Consider the following 15,508-nt stretch of genomic DNA (forward strand, 5'->3'; position numbering starts at 1 on the left):
CGACGCCCCGGCGGGCAGGGTTCATGCTGAGGGGACGAGGAACTGGGGAAGGACGACGGCCTGTCAGACGCGTTCGGGCTGGAGGAGTGTCTGCAGCAGTGACCGTGCTCGTGCGTGTCGACTGCGCACGGTCGCGGGGTTCATCCCGAGGTGTAGCGCGACGTCCGCCAGGGTGAAGCCGTCCCAGTAGACGAGGCGGATGATCTCTTGATCAATGGTCTGGAGTTCGGCGATCGCGGCGCGCACGTCGGCGGCGTGGTCGTGTTCCTCGGCCGGCGCCATATGTGCGAGGTGGTGGGCGAGCTTGTCTGTGAGCGCATGCCGACGCGCACGTGACCGCCAGCTTTGAGAGAGCAAGCGGCGAGCGATACCGAACATCCACATCCGCGCCTCAACGGGGTCGGTAGGGACAAGCCGCACCTTCCGCCACACGACGACGAGCGTCTCACCCAGAAGGTCAGCAGCGTCCTCGCGATCGGGAACTCGCCGCACGAAGTAGTCCAGGAGCGAACCGGCGTGGTCCTTCACCAACTGAGCGACCCGCTCGTCGTTCGTCACAGCGGGTTCAGGCGCCCCCGTCAATGCAACTCTCCCGTGCAGTCGGTGTCACTGCCGACACCACCGTCGCCGGGGAGGATGTACTCGTCGGCGCCAGCGAAGATCACATCCTGCGCCGCCCCGAAGAATGGCGCGAATTCACCGGCCACGTCGCGTTTGACGGCCTCGTCGTAGATCCGCTGTCCTACGCCGTCCCAGTTCTGCGCCGCGATGAACTCGACGGCTTTCGTGTTTGTCTCGGAGTAGTTCGTTTCGCCGTTGAAGAGCTCGATCGAGCACGAGATCTCGCGGCCGGTGTCGGTGACGTACGAGATGGGGATCTCGAGATCGGGGATCATTCGCGGGTCGGTGCCGGCTGTGGACGCGAGTGCGATCCCCGGGAGGGCGAGCACGGGCACCGCGACCCACGACAGGCGGCGGACACGGCGTCGCCGCGCCGCGCGAACACGCGCCGCGACCCCAAGGCGGTCGATTTCAGCTGCGACCATTCCGTCCGTTGATGCGCGGTGCGGGGCACTTGCCCGCAGCAGGCTATCGATCGATGTGTCCATGGCGTCCTCCTAGATGCTCACCACGTACATGGCCGGCACTCGTCCAAACGTTGCACGACAGCGGAAAGTCAGAGCGGAGGGTGCGAGCCACGTTGGTCGCGTCGCCCGGTGGCGGTCCGACGGCCTTCACGACCCGAGGCGGTCGTCCGCTACCGCTGCGCCCGGGCGGGTAAGGAGTAGCCTGGGCGTGTGAGTACCGTCCGTCTGCCGATGCCCTCTGGGCGTGAGGGGGTCTCCGGCGCGCTCAGCGCCGGCGGCACAGGCGCGGCATCCTTCGTCCTCCTCGCCGGTTGATCCGGCGCGCGTCGCGTCGACCCGTGTCCGCGATGCGCTCTCCCGGTCCCGGGCGACGACTCCGTCGTTCCGGGATGATCCGCTCACGACCGTCCGCTCGCCGTCTCTTCCTGGCGTGATGCGACGGTGGTGCGCGAACGCGTACTCAGACAGGACCCTTCATGTTCGCTCTCACCGCGAAGTCCATTCGCTCCTCCTTCGTCAACGTCTCGCTCCGCGAGCGCAACTCGCTCGTCGTCCCCGCCGACCTCGGCGACGTCGACTGGTCGACCCGTGACTGCTACGGGTGGCGCGACCCCAAGACCCCGCTGCTCGGCTTCGTCGTCGCCGAGGTCGACGGGCAGGCCGTCGGCCTGCAGCTGCGACAGGCCGACCAGGCCACGCGCACCCGTCCGCAGTGCTCGTGGTGCTGCGACGTCACCCTCCCCAACGAGGTTGTCTTCTTCGCCGCGAAGCGGGCGGGCAAGGCCGGTCGCGCGGGCAATACCGTCGGGACGCTGCTGTGCTCGGGGTTCGAGTGCTCGCGCAACGTCCGTCGCCTCGACCCGCCGCCCTACCTCGGGTTCGACGCCGCCGCAGCGCGCGATCGCCGCATCGCCATGCTGCAGACCAACGTCGACGCGTTCTTCCGCGACCTGCGCGACGGGGCCTGAACCGCGCGACGGGCCACGCCGCTCGCGCGGTTCAGGCCGTCGTCGCGATGTCCGCAAGCATCGCGTCGGCCGCCAGCGTGTCGAGCGAGAGCCCGAGGCTCGTGGCGACAGCGGCGACGGTCGCGAACGACGGGGTCGCGAGGCGGCCGGTCTCGATCTTCCGCAGCGTCTCGGGCGAGACGCCGGCGGCAGCGGCGACGTCCGTGATCGACCTGTCGCCCCGCGCTCGCCGGAGGTGTGCGCCGAGGCGGCGGCCGCGCTCGACGGCTTCGGGCGTGAGCGCGCGACGGACCATCATGCGCTCATCGTACCGGTATAGTTTGACCGGTATTTTTATACCGGAGGAGCCACGAATGATCGAGATCTTCACGCCGCGCGAGGTGGACCGCGCCCGCGAGACGGGAGCCATCGTCGGCGGCATCCTCCGCGACATCCGTTCCCGGGTGCAGGTGGGCACGAACCTGCTCGAGATCGACGAGTGGACGCGCGAGCTCATCGCCGAGAGTGGCGCGGAGTCCTGTTACGTCGACTACGCCCCGTCTTTCGGACGGGGGCCCTTCGGTCATTACATCTGCACGGCCGTCAACGATGCGGTGCTCCACGGGATGCCGCACGACTACCGCCTCGCGGACGGCGACCTCCTCACTCTCGACCTCGCCGTCATCAAGAACGCCCTCGCCGCCGACGCGGCCATCAGCTTCGTCGTCGGCGACCGGCGCCCGGACGGGGCGGAGGCCCTGATCGACGCGACCGAGCGTGCCCTCGCGGCCGGGATCGAGGTCGCACGCGCGGGCAACCGGGTGGGCGACATCTCGCGCGCGATCGGCAACGTGCTCTCCGGTGCCGGGTACTCCATCAACACGGAGTTCGGCGGACACAGCATCGGGTCGGTGATGCACGGCGACCTCCACATCCCCAACACCGGGAGGCCCGGGCGGGGCTACATCCTGCGACCGGGGCTGCTCATCGCGATCGAGCCGTGGGTCATGGAAGACACGAACGTGCTCATGACCGATGCGGACGGCTGGACGCTGCGCAGTTCGACCGGATGCCTCACCGCGCACACTGAGCACACGATCGCCATCACCGACGGGGCGGCGGAGATCCTCACTCTGCCGCGATGACCTGAGCCGGCAGGGTGCGGGCACGACGTCGGGTGACCCATACGGTGCCGAAGCCGACGACGACGAAGGCGATCGCGATGACCACCACATACGCCGCGACCATGCCCCAGCCTCCCGGGTTGTCGGGGTTCAGAAACGGATACGGGTACCAGTGGGGCTCGCCCGTCGTGGGATTCGTCACGAGCGGGCCGCGGATCAGCGTATAGGCGACCCACAGCAGCGGGAAGGCGATCACGACCCACACGACCTGCCAGCGGACCGCGCGGCGGCGGGTGCCGATCAGAAGATCGAGCACGAGGAAGATCGGGCCGATCAGGTGCAGCACCTCGTTGGACCACGGCACCGGCTCGGATCCCTGCGGAAGCGTGATCCCGCGCAGGAGTGCGTTGTAGACGACCCCGGTGATGACCATGTACGTCGTCGCACAGGCGAGCGCGGCGGAGAGCCCCAGCGACGATCGCGCCTCGGCGGGGCGAGTGAGCGAGCGGATTCCCGCCGTCGCGAGGACCACCGCTGCGACGACGTTCGAGAGGATCGTGAAGAAGCTGAAGAAGTTCGCGAACACCGTCGCGACATCGCCGCCGGTCTCGGCTGTGCGAATCAGCGACACGGTGAGTTGGGTGATGACCGCGGCAAGGATGACGATCGCCATCCCCAAACGCAGAAGCGACCACGCCGTCGCCTGCCTCGAGCTCTGCACGAGGGCACACTATCGCTCGCGGAGCTCACGTGAACGCATGTGGCGGCGGTGCGGGATGCCGCGTCGGGTCGCGGCTAGCGTCGCCATGCGGCATCCGCGGGCATGGATCGGCGCTTCTGCGCGTTGGGTCCCACGGCGACCGCGACGGATGCGACCCGCGGTGCGCGTGAGAGGACGAACCTGATGACCATCACCACCCCTCCTGTTCTGGGAGACTCCGACGTTCGCGACAACGCCGCGTGGCATTCGCTGACCGGGGCGCACGCGCACCTCGCCATCGGCGACGACCTCGTCCGCCGGTATCCCGACGACGTCGCCGGCTTCGTGGGCGTGCGCACGTGGGACGACCCCGCGGTGTGGGATTCGCTCGCGAGCGTGGTGGGCTCGGGCAACGAGTTCAGCATCAGCACGCCCCTGCGCGCGGATGCGACCGGCGCCGGCGCCGGCAGCGCCGAGCCGGAACTGCCCGAGGGCTGGGTCCGCACGTTCGGTGGAGCAGGAGTGCAGCTCGTCGAGACGGACCGTCTGCGCCCGCGGCCGGATGACGAGGCGATCGAGCTCGGAGAGGCGGATGTCGCCGACATGCTCGCACTCGTCGAGCGCAACCGGCCCGGTCCCTTCCGCCCGCGCACCTACCTTCTCGGCCGGTACATCGGCATTCGGCGCGACGGCCGGTTGATCGCTATGGCTGGCGAACGGTTGCAGCCGGGCGAGTGGACCGAGATCAGCGCGGTCGCGACGGACGAGGCGTACCGCAGGCAGGGGCTGGCGTCGCGGCTGGTGCTGGATGTGGCCTTCCATATCCAGCAGCGAGGTGGCCGTGCGATGATGCATGCCGCGGCGTCGAACGTCAATGCGATCGCCGGCTACGAGAAGCTCGGATTCGAGCTGCGGCAACGGACGAACTTCACGGGCGTGCAGGTTCCCTGACCCGGCGGGTCTCGTGACTGGGCGGGTCTCGGGCTCAGCGCGTCTCGTAACCCGGTGATTCCTCCCCAGGGAGTGGCTTGATCGAGTTTTGCAGTTCGCATCTTTGTTCGACGGTAATGTCTGACCTGACTGCCACAATGGGAACATGTCAGCGAACATGGGTGGTGGTGCGGGTGGGCTCGTCGGCTCGCCGCACGGCCCTGCGATCGCGGCATACCGTGAGGCGCTCGCGCTGGTGCATCACGCGGATATCGCATCGGTGCGGGCCCTGGCCGAGTTGGGGCGGTCAGCGCTTCGTGAGGCGCGCCGCGACGGGGTGCGTGGGATGGCGTCGGACATGGAACTGCGGTCGGTCGCGGCCGAAGCGGCCGGGCTGGCGCGGCGCAGCGACCGGCGGCTGCAGGCCGACATCGACCACGCGTTGACGATCGTCGATGACTACCCGGCCGTGTTCGCGGCGTGGGAGCAGCGGCGGATCACCCGTGACCACGTCGACGTGGTCGTGAAAGCGGCGACCGGGCTGCCGGGCGAGGTGCGGGGAGAGTTCGAGACCGCCGCGATCGCGATATGCGAGCGCGACATCGCCACCCGGGTCACACCCGCCCTGCGCGCCCTGGCAGAACGGCTCCACGAACGCACCTTCACCGATCGGCACCGAGAAGCCGCCGCGGGGCGGTGCGTGCGGGTCCTGCACGGGGTGGATGGAATGTCCGACGTCATCGCGACCGTCCCGACCGTCATCGCGGTGGGGATACTCGACCGACTCACCCAGATGGGCCAATCCGTGAAAGACGCCCGGGCAGAAGGTGCCGCCGCGGGCGGAGCCGATGCCGCGGGCACGGATGAACCGTCTGACACGCGAACGATGGATCAGCTGCGCGCCGACATCCTCGGCGACCTCGTCCTCAGCGGAGCACCCGTGGTCGACCCCACCCGCGGGACCGACCGGGCCGGCGGGCTCGGAGCGATCCGCGCACGCGTGCAGGTCGCCGTCACGGCCGAGACTCTGATGGGTTCGGACGAGCACCCGGCTGAGACGGTGAGTGCCGGGTTGATCGATTCCGACACCGCCCGGCAGCTCGCCGGACAGGTCTCCGAGTGGGACCGACTCTTCATCGATCCCGTCACCCGCACCCCGGTCGAGATCGACACGTACCGGCCCACCACGGCGATGAAGAAGCTCCTCACCGCCCGTGACCAGCACTGCCGGTTCCCCGGATGCCGCCGGGCCGCGATCCGTTGTGAACTCGACCACACCATCGACTACGCCCTCGGCGGCCACACCCATATCTACAACCTCGCCCACCTATGCCAGCGACACCACTCGATGAAGCAATTCACCCGGTGGGAAGTACGACAGGTCGGCGGCGGGGTCCTCGAATGGACCTCACCCCTGGGGCGGGTCTACCGCGAAGACGCACCTGTGCCCGCGGTCTGCTTCACCACCGAAACCGCCGACACCGACGATCCACCACCGGGCGGTCGAACTGCCGGAGCACCGCCACACGAACCGCCACCCTTCTGAGGGCTGCTGGGCGTGTGCGGTGCGGCGATGCTCGCATCCCTCTGACATGCGCGCGGACGCTATGCGAGGGTCGAGGGGAGGAAAGGGTCGCGTCGAGATGAATGACCGGATTGCTGACGGGCTGCGTGCCCGGGATCGGGAGACCCTGGTTCCCCGATCCAGGCGGTGGCTCGCTGTCGCGGCATTCGCGGGCGTTGTTTCCCTCGTTCCCGCGAGCCTCGTCGACTGCAGCGCTCTTCCTGCTCGACGTCCTGACGTAGCGGGACCCGTCCGCGTGCGGTGCGTCGTCAGCTCTTCGCGCCAGCGAATGCCAGTGTGCCCCCGAGGCCGATCATCATGACGCCGCCCGTCCCGGCGAGCGTCGACATGCGCCGCGGCGAGGTGGCGAACCACGCACGAGCGGTACCCGCCGCCAGAGCCCACATGCTGTCGCACACGACGGCGAGCACCTGGAAGAGGAGGCCGAGCGCGAGGAGCTGCATCCAGATCGGTCCGGCGCCGGGGGCGACGAACTGCGGCAGCACCGCCACGAAGAACGCGATCGTCTTCGGGTTGGTCATACCGACGACGAACCCCTGAGTGAGCAGACGCGTCGGCGAGGTCCGTTCGTTCCCCGACCCGTGGATGCTCGCGCGGCGATGGCGGATCGCCTGCACGCCCAACCACACCAGGTAGGCGGCTCCCGCGATCTTGATCACGGTGAACGCGGCGACCGACGACGCGACGATCGCGCCGACGCCGAACGCCACCGCGATCACGGCGGGCACGGTGCCGAGAGCATTGCCGACGACGCTGAGCACCCCAGCGCGACGCCCCAACGCGATCGACCGCCCGATGACGAACAGCACGCTCGGTCCAGGGATCACGATGATGACGACCGCGGTGAGCAGAAAAGCCAGCAGGTTCTCGAACGGGATCACGAGCGAACGCTACTCCGTCGATGTTTCAGTCATGCGGCGGACGCTCGCCCGACCCGCGCTGCACCAGCGACGTCGCGATCTCGACGCGTCGCGGCGGTGCCGTCGGGCGATCGATCCGATCGATGGCCAGCAGCGCGGCTGCGCGCCCGAGCGCGTGCGCATCGTGCGCGACGACGGAGATCCCCAGCATCTCGGCGAGCTCGAAATCATCGAAGCCGATCAGTGCGCACGGCGACTCGAGGTCGCGCAGCGCCTGCAACGTCGCTGTCGTCGCCCGGTTGTTCCCCGTCACGATCGCGGTCGGCGGATCGCTCGAGCGCATCAGCTCGACGACGGCGTCACGCGTGCTCGCCGTCGGGTCGTCGCCGAGGACCAACCAGCGGTCGGTCTCGCTCACCCCGACCTCCGCGAGCGCGTCGCGGTATCCGGCCAACCGCTCGCGAACCGTGTGCACCGAGGCGGGATTCGCGACGAACGCGATCCGGCGATGCCCGCGAGCGGTCAGCGACCGCACGGCCTCGGCCATCCCGGCGCGGTTGGTGAGCAGGACCGTGTCGGAGAGCAGGTTCTCGAGCGGTCGGTCGACGCCGACGATCGGTGTGCCGAAGTGCCGCTCCGCTTCGAGATACGACTGATCGTCGGCGACGGGGATCAGCAGCAGCGCGCGCACGCCCTGCGACAGCACAGCATCCACCACGCGGCGCTCCGTCTCAGGCGAATCATCCGTCGTCGCCAGCAGCATCGTGTACCCGTGCTGCGCCAGCTCGTACTCGATACCGCCGGCCACGGTGAAGTAGAAAGGGTTCTGAATATCGCCGATCACGAACCCCACGGTGTTGGTCACCCCGCCGCGGCGCAGATCCCGCGCGACGCGGTTCGGGCGGAATCGCAGACGTTCGGCGGCATCCATCACCCGCGCGCGTGTGTCTGCCCGCACCTGGTCCGACCCATGGAACACGCGCGAGACGGTCTTCGCGCTCACCCCGGCGAGCCGGGCGACGTCCTGGATCGTTGCCCGCGTCGGATTCGGCATCCTCGCTCCCTCCGATGACAACGATAGACATTCTATCTGCGGGGCGATGCTTCACACATCGCGGGGCGGGGCGTAGAGTGACGTCGCTCGATGACAACGTTGACATCCGATGAGCTGGGGCAGAGGAGCTTTGGTGATCGAATCAGAATCCGGCGAGCCCGGGCGGGCCCTGCTCGAGATGCGCTCCATCACGAAACGGTTCCCCGGCGTCATCGCCCTCGCCGACGTGTCGCTCACGGTGCAGGCCGGTGAGATCCACGCGATCTGCGGCGAGAACGGCGCCGGTAAATCGACCCTCATGAAAGTGCTCTCGGGTGTCTACCCGTACGGGACCTACGAAGGCGACATCGTCTTCGACGGGCAGACCGCCCAGTTCCGCGACATCCGGGCGAGCGAGGATGCCGGCATCGCGATCATCCATCAGGAGCTCGCGCTCATCCCCGAACTCTCGATCGCGGAGAACATCTTCGTCGGCAACGAGATCGCCCGATTCGGGCGCATCAACTGGGACGCCTCGCGAGCCCGGGCGCGCGAACTGCTCGAACGGGTCGGCCTCCGGGACGACCCGGCTACGCCCATCAAACAGCTCGGTGTCGGCAAGCAGCAGCTCGTCGAGATCGCGAAGGCCCTCTCGAAGAACGTCAAGCTGCTCATCCTCGACGAGCCGACCGCCGCGTTGAACGAGAACGATTCGCAGCACCTGCTCGGCCTCATCACCGATCTGCGCGACCGCGGCGTCACCTCGATCATCATCAGTCACAAGCTCAACGAGATCGCCCAGATCGCCGACTCGATCACGATCATCCGCGACGGCCGGACGATCGAGACGCTCGACGTCCACGCGGGCGACGTCGACGAGGACCGCATCATCCGCGGCATGGTGGGACGCTCGCTCGAGAACCGGTTCCCGCCGCGCGACGTGAGAATCGGCGAGGTCTTCTTCGAGGTTCGCGACTGGACGGTGCGGCATCCGCTCAACGCCGACCGCCTGGTCGCGAAATCGTCGCACCTCACCGTCCGCCGCGGCGAGGTCGTCGGGCTCGCCGGACTCATGGGCGCCGGCCGCACCGAACTCGCGATGAGCCTGTTCGGCCGCTCATACGGCTTCTACGAAGGCGGCCAGATCCTGATCGACGGCAAGCCCGTCACGCTCAAGGACGTGCCCGCGGCGATCTCGCACGGTCTCGCCTACGTCAGCGAGGACCGCAAGGTGCTCGGGCTCAATCTGCTCGATCCGATCCGACGGTCAGTGGTCTCGGCGAAGCTGCGGAAGATCGCGCCACACGGTGTGCTGCGCAAAGACGAGGAGAGAGCGGTCGCCGACGACTACCGGGGGAGGCTGCGCATCAAGACGTCGAACGTCGACAACGGCGTCTCGAAACTCTCGGGTGGCAACCAGCAGAAGGTCGTGCTCGCCAAATGGATGTTCACCGACCCCGACTTGCTCATCCTCGACGAGCCCACCCGCGGCATCGACGTCGGGGCGAAGTACGAGATCTATTCGATCATCAACGACCTCGCCGCGCAGGGAAAGGGCGTGCTGCTCATCTCGAGCGAGCTGCCGGAGCTTCTGGGCATGGCCGACCGCATCTACACGGTCTTCGAGGGTCGCATCACCGACGAGATCGACGCGCGCGGAGCCACACCCGAAGAACTGATGCGGAGCATGACCGCAGACCGTGGAAAGAAAGTGACCGCATGACTCAGCCCGACACCGCCCCCGTCCGCACCGGCGGGCTGGCCGACATCCGCAAAGCGTTCGGCAGCGGACAATCCACTCTGCGGCAGTTCGGCATCCTCGGATCGCTCGTGCTGATCATCCTCGTGTTCCAGATCTGGACGAACGGTCTGACCCTGTCGTCGGGCAACCTCATCAACGCGATCAACCAGAACTCCTACATCCTGATCCTCGCGATCGGCATGGTGATGGTCATCATCATGGGGCACATCGACCTGTCGGTCGGGTCGGTCGCCGCCTTCACCGGCATCGTGGTGGCGAAATCAATGGCTGACTGGAACCTCCCATCGTCGCTCGCGATCGTGCTCGGCCTCGTCGTCGGCGTGCTCATCGGCGCGTGGCAGGGATTCTGGGTCGCCTACATCGGCGTGCCGGCGTTCATCGTCACCCTCGCGGGGATGCTGATCTTCCGGGGTCTGAACCAGATCGTCGGGCAGTCGACCACGCTCGCCGTGCCCGCCGACTTCCAGATGATCGGCGCGGGGTACCTGCCCGAGCTCCCCTTCATCCCGCTGCCGTTCAACGTGCTGACGCTCGCACTCGGCGTCCTCGGAGCGCTGTGGATCGTCGTCAACGAGATCCGCCTGCGCCGGCGCCAGGCCAAGACCGGCGCCGAATCCGCCCCGCTGTGGGTCTCGATCCTCAAGGTCGTCGTCGTGGGTGGCGTCATCCTCATCGCCGCGTACTTGTTCGCCACGGGGCGGCCGGGCACCGGTTTCCCGATCTCGGGCGTCATCCTCGTCGCGCTCGTCATCCTGTACTCGTTCATCACCAACAACACGACCTTCGGCCGACGCATCTACGCGGTCGGCGGCAACCGTCTCGCAGCGACGCTCTCAGGGGTGAAGGACCGCCGCGTCGACTTCTTCGTGATGATGAACATGTCGGTGCTGGCCTCGCTCGCGGGCATGATCTTCGTCGCCCGCTCGGGTGCCTCCGGGCCGCAGGACGGCAACGGGTGGGAGCTCGACGCGATCGCGGCCGTGTTCATCGGCGGCGCCGCGGTCTCGGGCGGCATCGGAACGGTCATCGGCGCCATCATCGGTGGACTCGTGATGGCCTTCCTCAACAACGGCCTGCAGCTCGTCGGCACCGGCGCCGACCTCGTGTCGGTCATCAAGGGCCTCGTGCTGCTGTTCGCCGTCGGCATCGACGTGCTGAGCAAGGCGACCGGGCGCCCGTCGATCATCGGCCTCTGGTCGGCGCGACGCCGTGCCCGAGCCGACGTCCCCACACCTCCGACTGTCTTGCCGACCGCCGGAACCAATGAGACCAGTCAGCCCGTCGATGCCGGTCGTCGATGACGACACCGCTCGCTGATGGCTCTCCGCACCGAAGAAAAGAGATGAATGCAATGAAGAAGATCGCTCTCGCCGTCACCGCACTCGCGGTCACGGCGCTGGCCCTGTCGGCGTGCTCCAATGCGCGCACCGACGCGGGCGCCGGCGGCGACGCCTCCGCTGCGGCGGGCTTCGCGGCCGACGCGACGATCGGCGTCGCTCTGCCCGACAAGACCAGCGAGAACTGGGTGCTCGCGGGCGACCTGTTCACGAAGGACCTCGAGGCCGCCGGCTTCAAGGCCGACGTGCAGTACGCGCCGGCATCCAACACGGTCGCCGAACAGCAGAACCAGATCTCCGCGATGATCACCAACGGTGCGAAGGTCATCGTCATCGGCGCGAAGGACGGCAAGCAGCTCGGGACCCAGCTGCAGCAGGCCGCCGACGCCGGCGTGATGATCATCGCCTACGACCGGCTGCTCGAGAACAGCGAGAACGTCGACTACTACGTCGCGTTCGACAACTTCAAGGTCGGGCAGCTGCAGGGGCAGGCGCTGCTCGACGGGCTCGAGGCCCGGTCGGGCCATGGCGCGCCGTGGAACATCGAGTTGTTCTCGGGGTCGCCCGACGACGCGAACTCTGCTGTGTTCTTCAACGGTGCGATGGACGTGCTGCAGCCGAAGATCGATGACGGCACGCTCGTCGTGAAGTCGGGCCAGACCGAGATCGCGCAGACCGCGACTCAGGGCTGGAAGGCCGAGAACGCTCAGAGCCGCATGGACTCGATCCTCACCTCGACCTACAGCAGCGACACGCTCGACGGTGTGCTCTCACCGAACGACACCCTGGCCCGAGCCATCCTCACCTCGGTGAAGCAGGCCGGGAAGGATGTCGCGACCTTCACGGTCACCGGTCAGGACTCCGAGGTCGAGTCGGTGAAGTCGATCATGGCCGGCGAGCAGTACTCGACCATCAACAAGGACACCGCCCTGCTCGTCGAGCAGACGGTCAAGATGATCGGCCAGCTGCAGCAGGGCGAGGATGCCGATGTCAACGACACCGAGCAGTACGACAACGGCGTGAAGGTCGTTCCCGCGTACCTGCTCGAGCCCGTGATCGTCACGAAGGAGAACGCCGCCGAGGCGTACGCCAACGTCCCGAGCCTCCTCGAGATCGTGACGGCGGCGCAGTAACCCGTAAACGCTCTCAGAACCGGCCCCCAGCTCTCTCGCTGGGAGCCGGTTCTCTGTGTTACGCCGTATCTCCGTGCGTGTCGCCGTGTGAGCAGACGCCACGACACCGGTGTCTTCGGCGGCCTACTGTCGTGCGATCCGCAGCAGTCGCTGCATCCGCGCCGTTCCGAGGAGACCCGAATGACCGACACCGTCTCGCGCGTCGACCCCGCCGTCGGCGATCCCGCGCCCGCCACGCGGCGCGTCGACCTCGGCGACATCCCCGTCGTCCGCACGCGGCATTGGTTCCGCTGGGCGATCGCGGCGATCATCGTGTTCGTCGTCGCGCAGTTCCTGTGGTCGCTCGTGACGAACGAGAACTACGAGTGGGACTACTTCGCGCAGTACTTCTTCTCCGACCCGGTACTGCAGGGCCTCGGCCTCACCCTCGTATACACGGGGGTGTCGGCGACCATCGGGTTCCTCCTCGGCACGGTGCTCGCCCTCGCGCGGCTGGCGAAGTCGCCGCTGCTGAACGCCGCGGCATGGAGCTTCATCTGGTTCTTCCGCTCGGTTCCCCTCGTCGTGCAGCTGGTCGTCTGGTACAACCTCGGGTACCTGTATCCGACGCTCGGACTGGGCACCCCGTTCACGACGGACTTCTGGATCGTGGAGTTTCCCACCGTCCAGCTCATCAGCGCGTTCGCGGCGGGAGTGCTCGGCCTGAGCCTGCACCAGGCGGCCTACTCCGCCGAGATCATCCGCGGGGGCCTGCTCTCTGTCGACCAGGGCCAGCTCGAGGCGGCGGCGGCTCTCGGCATCCCGCCGCGTCGCCGGCTCAGCCGCATCGTGCTGCCGCAGGCCATGCGGTCGATCATCCCGAACGCCACCAACGAGGTGATCGGTCTCGTGAAGGGCACCTCGGTGCTGTTCGTCATCGCGATTCCCGAGCTGTTCTACGCGGTGCAGGTGATCTACAACCGCAACAGTCGCGTCATCCCGCTGCTGCTCGTCGCGGTCGTCTGGTACACGATCATCACCACAGTGCTCAGCATCCTGCAGTACTACATCGAGCGTCACTACGCGCGGGGATCGGTGCGGGTACTGCCGCCCACCCCCGTGCAGCGAGCGCGCCACTGGGTCGCCGTGCAGTGGGCCCGCCTCGGCGACGATGCGCCGGCACCCCGTCCCCTCGCCCACGGAGGAGAGTCATGACCATCGGTCTCGTCGAGATCCACAACGTCCACAAGAGCTACGGGGGCATCGAGGTGCTCGGCGGCATCGACCTCACGGTGCAGCCGGGCGAGATCGTCGCGATCCTCGGCGCCAGCGGCTCGGGCAAGTCGACGCTGCTGCGCACCATCAACCACCTCGAGACGGTCGACCGTGGATCGGTCACGGTCGACGGCGAGTTCATCGGCTACGAGCAGCGCAACGGCAAGCTCTACGAGCTGCGCGAGAAGGCGGTGCTCGAGCGGCGCACGCAGATCGGGATCGTCTTCCAGAACTTCAACCTCTTCCCTCACCTCACGGCGCTCGAGAACGTCACCGAGGCGCCCATCGCCCTCGGCCGGCTGTCGAAGGACGACGCCCGCGAGCTCGCGATCGGCCTGCTCGACCGCGTGGGTCTCGGCGACAAGGCCGGCCATTACCCGCGTCAGCTCTCGGGCGGTCAGCAGCAACGCGTCGCGATCGCCCGCGCCCTGGCCCTCAAGCCCAAGGTGATCCTGTTCGACGAGCCGACGAGCGCACTCGACCCCGAACTCGTCGGTGAGGTGCTCGACGTCATCCGCGACCTCGCGCAGCTGGGCACGACCCTCATCATCGTCACCCACGAGATCGGCTTCGCCCGCGAGGTCGCCGACCGCGTCGTCTTCCTCGACGGTGGCCGGATCATCGAGCAGGGTCCGCCGACCGAGGTGCTCGTCGCGCCGAAGCACCCGCGCGTGCAGGAGTTCCTCGCCAAGGTCCTCGCCTGACCTTCCCCGTCCCGTTCCGCCCCACCACACCCTTCGAGAAAGACCCACAGCATGGCCATCAGCAAGAAGCAGAGCATCGCCGCCGGACTCGGCGTCGTCGCGGTCGCGGCGATCGTCGGCGGCATCGTCACCGCCGTGAACCTCAACCGACCCGCCGAGGCCGAGGCTGCGGCGCCCGCGGCCACCACGGCGAACGTCGCGACCGACGACATCCACTGGGTGCACCTCGACGAGCCCGTCGCCGATGCCGTCGCGGCCCTCGAGGCGAGCGGCTTCGAGCCTGTCGAAGAGGGGAAGCTCACCGTCGCCCACTCCGCTTACCTGCCGCCGCTCGGCTACATCCCCGAGGGTGAGACCAGCGCCGCGGGCACCGAGCCGAACATCGGCTCGCTGATCGCCGAGGCGCTCGGCCTCGAGTACAACCCGGTGGTCGTGGCGTGGGCCGACTGGCCCCTCGGCATCCAGTCGGGCAAGTACGACCTCATCACCTCGAACGTCACCGTCACCGAAGAGCGCAAGGAGCTCTACGACTTCGCGAGCTACCGCGAAGACCTGCTCGGCTTCTACGTCCGTGCCGACAGCGACATCGAGAAGATCGAGGAGGCCGCCGACATCTCGGGTCTGAGAATCGTCGTCGGCTCGGGCACGAACCAGGAGCAGGTGCTGCTCGCCTGGAACGACGAGCTCGAGGCGGCCGGCGAGGCCCCGGCCGAGCTGCAGTACTACGACGACAACGCCGCAGCCGTCCTCGCGCTGCAGTCCGGACGCGTCGACGCCACCTTCGGACCCAACGCCACCTCGGCCTGGTCGGCGCGCGAGACCGGTGACACCAAGCTCGTCGGCCTCGTGCCGGGAGGCTGGCCGCAGACCGCCAACATCGCCGCGGCGACCGCGAAGGCCAACGGCCTCGTCGAGCCGGTGTCGATCGCGATCAACGCCATCATCGAGGGCGGCCAGTACGACGAGGTCCTCGAAACCTGGGGGCTCGAGTCGGAACGCGTCGAGAAGAGCGAGATCAACCCTCCTGGCCTTCCGGCGTCGTGAATGGGTA

The 15,508-nt window shown here is 67.9% G+C and carries 16 protein-coding genes; 10 read left to right on the plus strand and 6 right to left on the minus strand.

Features of this window, described 5'->3' with window-relative positions; genetic code table 11:
- Positions 1-63: 63 nt before the first annotated feature.
- Positions 64-558 (minus strand): RNA polymerase sigma factor, encoded by a 495-nt coding sequence (locus QUC20_RS00420; RefSeq protein WP_289330576.1) that lies wholly within the window; start codon positions 556-558, stop codon positions 64-66.
- Positions 559-578: 20 nt separating this feature from the next.
- The gene (locus QUC20_RS00425; RefSeq protein ID WP_289330577.1) at positions 579-1,046 is read right to left on the minus strand and encodes a hypothetical protein; all 468 of its coding nucleotides are present in this window, start codon (positions 1,044-1,046) and stop codon (positions 579-581) included.
- Positions 1,047-1,564: 518 nt separating this feature from the next.
- Here QUC20_RS00425 and QUC20_RS00430 point away from each other — a divergent pair.
- Positions 1,565-2,056, plus strand: coding sequence for an FBP domain-containing protein (locus QUC20_RS00430; RefSeq protein ID WP_289330578.1), 492 nt, complete (start codon positions 1,565-1,567; stop codon positions 2,054-2,056).
- Positions 2,057-2,087: 31 nt separating this feature from the next.
- Here the strand turns inward: QUC20_RS00430 and QUC20_RS00435 are convergent, their stop codons facing one another.
- Complete coding sequence (locus QUC20_RS00435) at positions 2,088-2,351, minus strand: helix-turn-helix domain-containing protein (protein WP_120264468.1); 264 nt, start codon at positions 2,349-2,351, stop codon at positions 2,088-2,090.
- 58 nt (positions 2,352-2,409) lie between these two features.
- Here QUC20_RS00435 and map point away from each other — a divergent pair, with 58 nt between their 5' ends.
- Positions 2,410-3,180, plus strand: a complete 771-nt coding sequence (gene map / locus QUC20_RS00440; RefSeq protein ID WP_289330579.1) for a type I methionyl aminopeptidase — start codon at positions 2,410-2,412, stop codon at positions 3,178-3,180.
- On the opposite strand, the gene QUC20_RS00445 is transcribed toward map, so the two are convergent.
- On the minus strand, positions 3,164-3,880 hold the full coding sequence (locus tag QUC20_RS00445) for a Pr6Pr family membrane protein (protein ID WP_289330580.1): 717 nt from the start codon (positions 3,878-3,880) through the stop codon (positions 3,164-3,166). The genes map and QUC20_RS00445 overlap by 17 nt on opposite strands.
- A gap of 183 nt (positions 3,881-4,063) precedes the next feature.
- Here QUC20_RS00445 and QUC20_RS00450 point away from each other — a divergent pair, with 183 nt between their 5' ends.
- Together QUC20_RS00450 and QUC20_RS00455 are read left to right on the plus strand one after the other, a co-directional pair.
- On the plus strand, positions 4,064-4,810 hold the full coding sequence (locus QUC20_RS00450; RefSeq protein ID WP_289330581.1) for a GNAT family N-acetyltransferase: 747 nt from the start codon (positions 4,064-4,066) through the stop codon (positions 4,808-4,810).
- 145 nt (positions 4,811-4,955) lie between these two features.
- Entirely contained in the window at positions 4,956-6,335 is a 1,380-nt protein-coding gene (locus QUC20_RS00455; RefSeq protein ID WP_289330582.1) for an HNH endonuclease signature motif containing protein, read from the plus strand.
- A gap of 287 nt (positions 6,336-6,622) precedes the next feature.
- Here QUC20_RS00455 and QUC20_RS00460 read toward each other — a convergent pair whose 3' ends face one another.
- Positions 6,623-7,255: a LysE family translocator gene (locus QUC20_RS00460; RefSeq protein ID WP_289330583.1), complete on the minus strand. Its 633-nt coding sequence runs from the start codon at positions 7,253-7,255 to the stop codon at positions 6,623-6,625.
- Positions 7,256-7,280: 25 nt separating this feature from the next.
- Complete coding sequence (locus QUC20_RS00465) at positions 7,281-8,288, minus strand: LacI family DNA-binding transcriptional regulator (protein ID WP_289330584.1); 1,008 nt, start codon at positions 8,286-8,288, stop codon at positions 7,281-7,283.
- A 178-nt stretch (positions 8,289-8,466) separates the two neighbouring features.
- Between QUC20_RS00465 and mmsA the strand changes: the two genes are divergently transcribed.
- The 6 genes from mmsA (at position 8,467) to QUC20_RS00495 (ending at position 15,501) form a co-directional block, all read left to right on the plus strand.
- Positions 8,467-9,990: a multiple monosaccharide ABC transporter ATP-binding protein gene (gene mmsA, locus QUC20_RS00470; RefSeq protein WP_259455352.1), complete on the plus strand. Its 1,524-nt coding sequence runs from the start codon at positions 8,467-8,469 to the stop codon at positions 9,988-9,990.
- Positions 9,987-11,330 (plus strand): multiple monosaccharide ABC transporter permease, encoded by a 1,344-nt coding sequence (gene mmsB, locus QUC20_RS00475; protein ID WP_289330585.1) that lies wholly within the window; start codon positions 9,987-9,989, stop codon positions 11,328-11,330. Before mmsA ends, mmsB begins: the two co-directional genes overlap by 4 nt.
- 50 nt (positions 11,331-11,380) lie before the next feature.
- Positions 11,381-12,499, plus strand: coding sequence for a substrate-binding domain-containing protein (locus tag QUC20_RS00480; RefSeq protein WP_289330586.1), 1,119 nt, complete (start codon positions 11,381-11,383; stop codon positions 12,497-12,499).
- 180 nt (positions 12,500-12,679) lie between these two features.
- Positions 12,680-13,693 (plus strand): amino acid ABC transporter permease, encoded by a 1,014-nt coding sequence (locus tag QUC20_RS00485; RefSeq protein ID WP_289330587.1) that lies wholly within the window; start codon positions 12,680-12,682, stop codon positions 13,691-13,693.
- Positions 13,690-14,457 carry an amino acid ABC transporter ATP-binding protein gene (locus QUC20_RS00490; RefSeq protein WP_120263847.1) on the plus strand — a complete coding sequence of 256 codons (768 nt, stop codon included), beginning with the start codon at positions 13,690-13,692 and terminating at the stop codon, positions 14,455-14,457. Before QUC20_RS00485 ends, QUC20_RS00490 begins: the two co-directional genes overlap by 4 nt.
- Positions 14,458-14,508: 51 nt before the next feature.
- Positions 14,509-15,501, plus strand: a complete 993-nt coding sequence (locus QUC20_RS00495; protein WP_289330588.1) for an ABC transporter substrate-binding protein — start codon at positions 14,509-14,511, stop codon at positions 15,499-15,501.
- The last annotated feature ends 7 nt before the right edge of the window (positions 15,502-15,508 follow it).

The organism is Microbacterium arborescens, from assembly GCF_030369635.1.
In the GTDB taxonomy this organism is placed as follows: domain Bacteria; phylum Actinomycetota; class Actinomycetes; order Actinomycetales; family Microbacteriaceae; genus Microbacterium.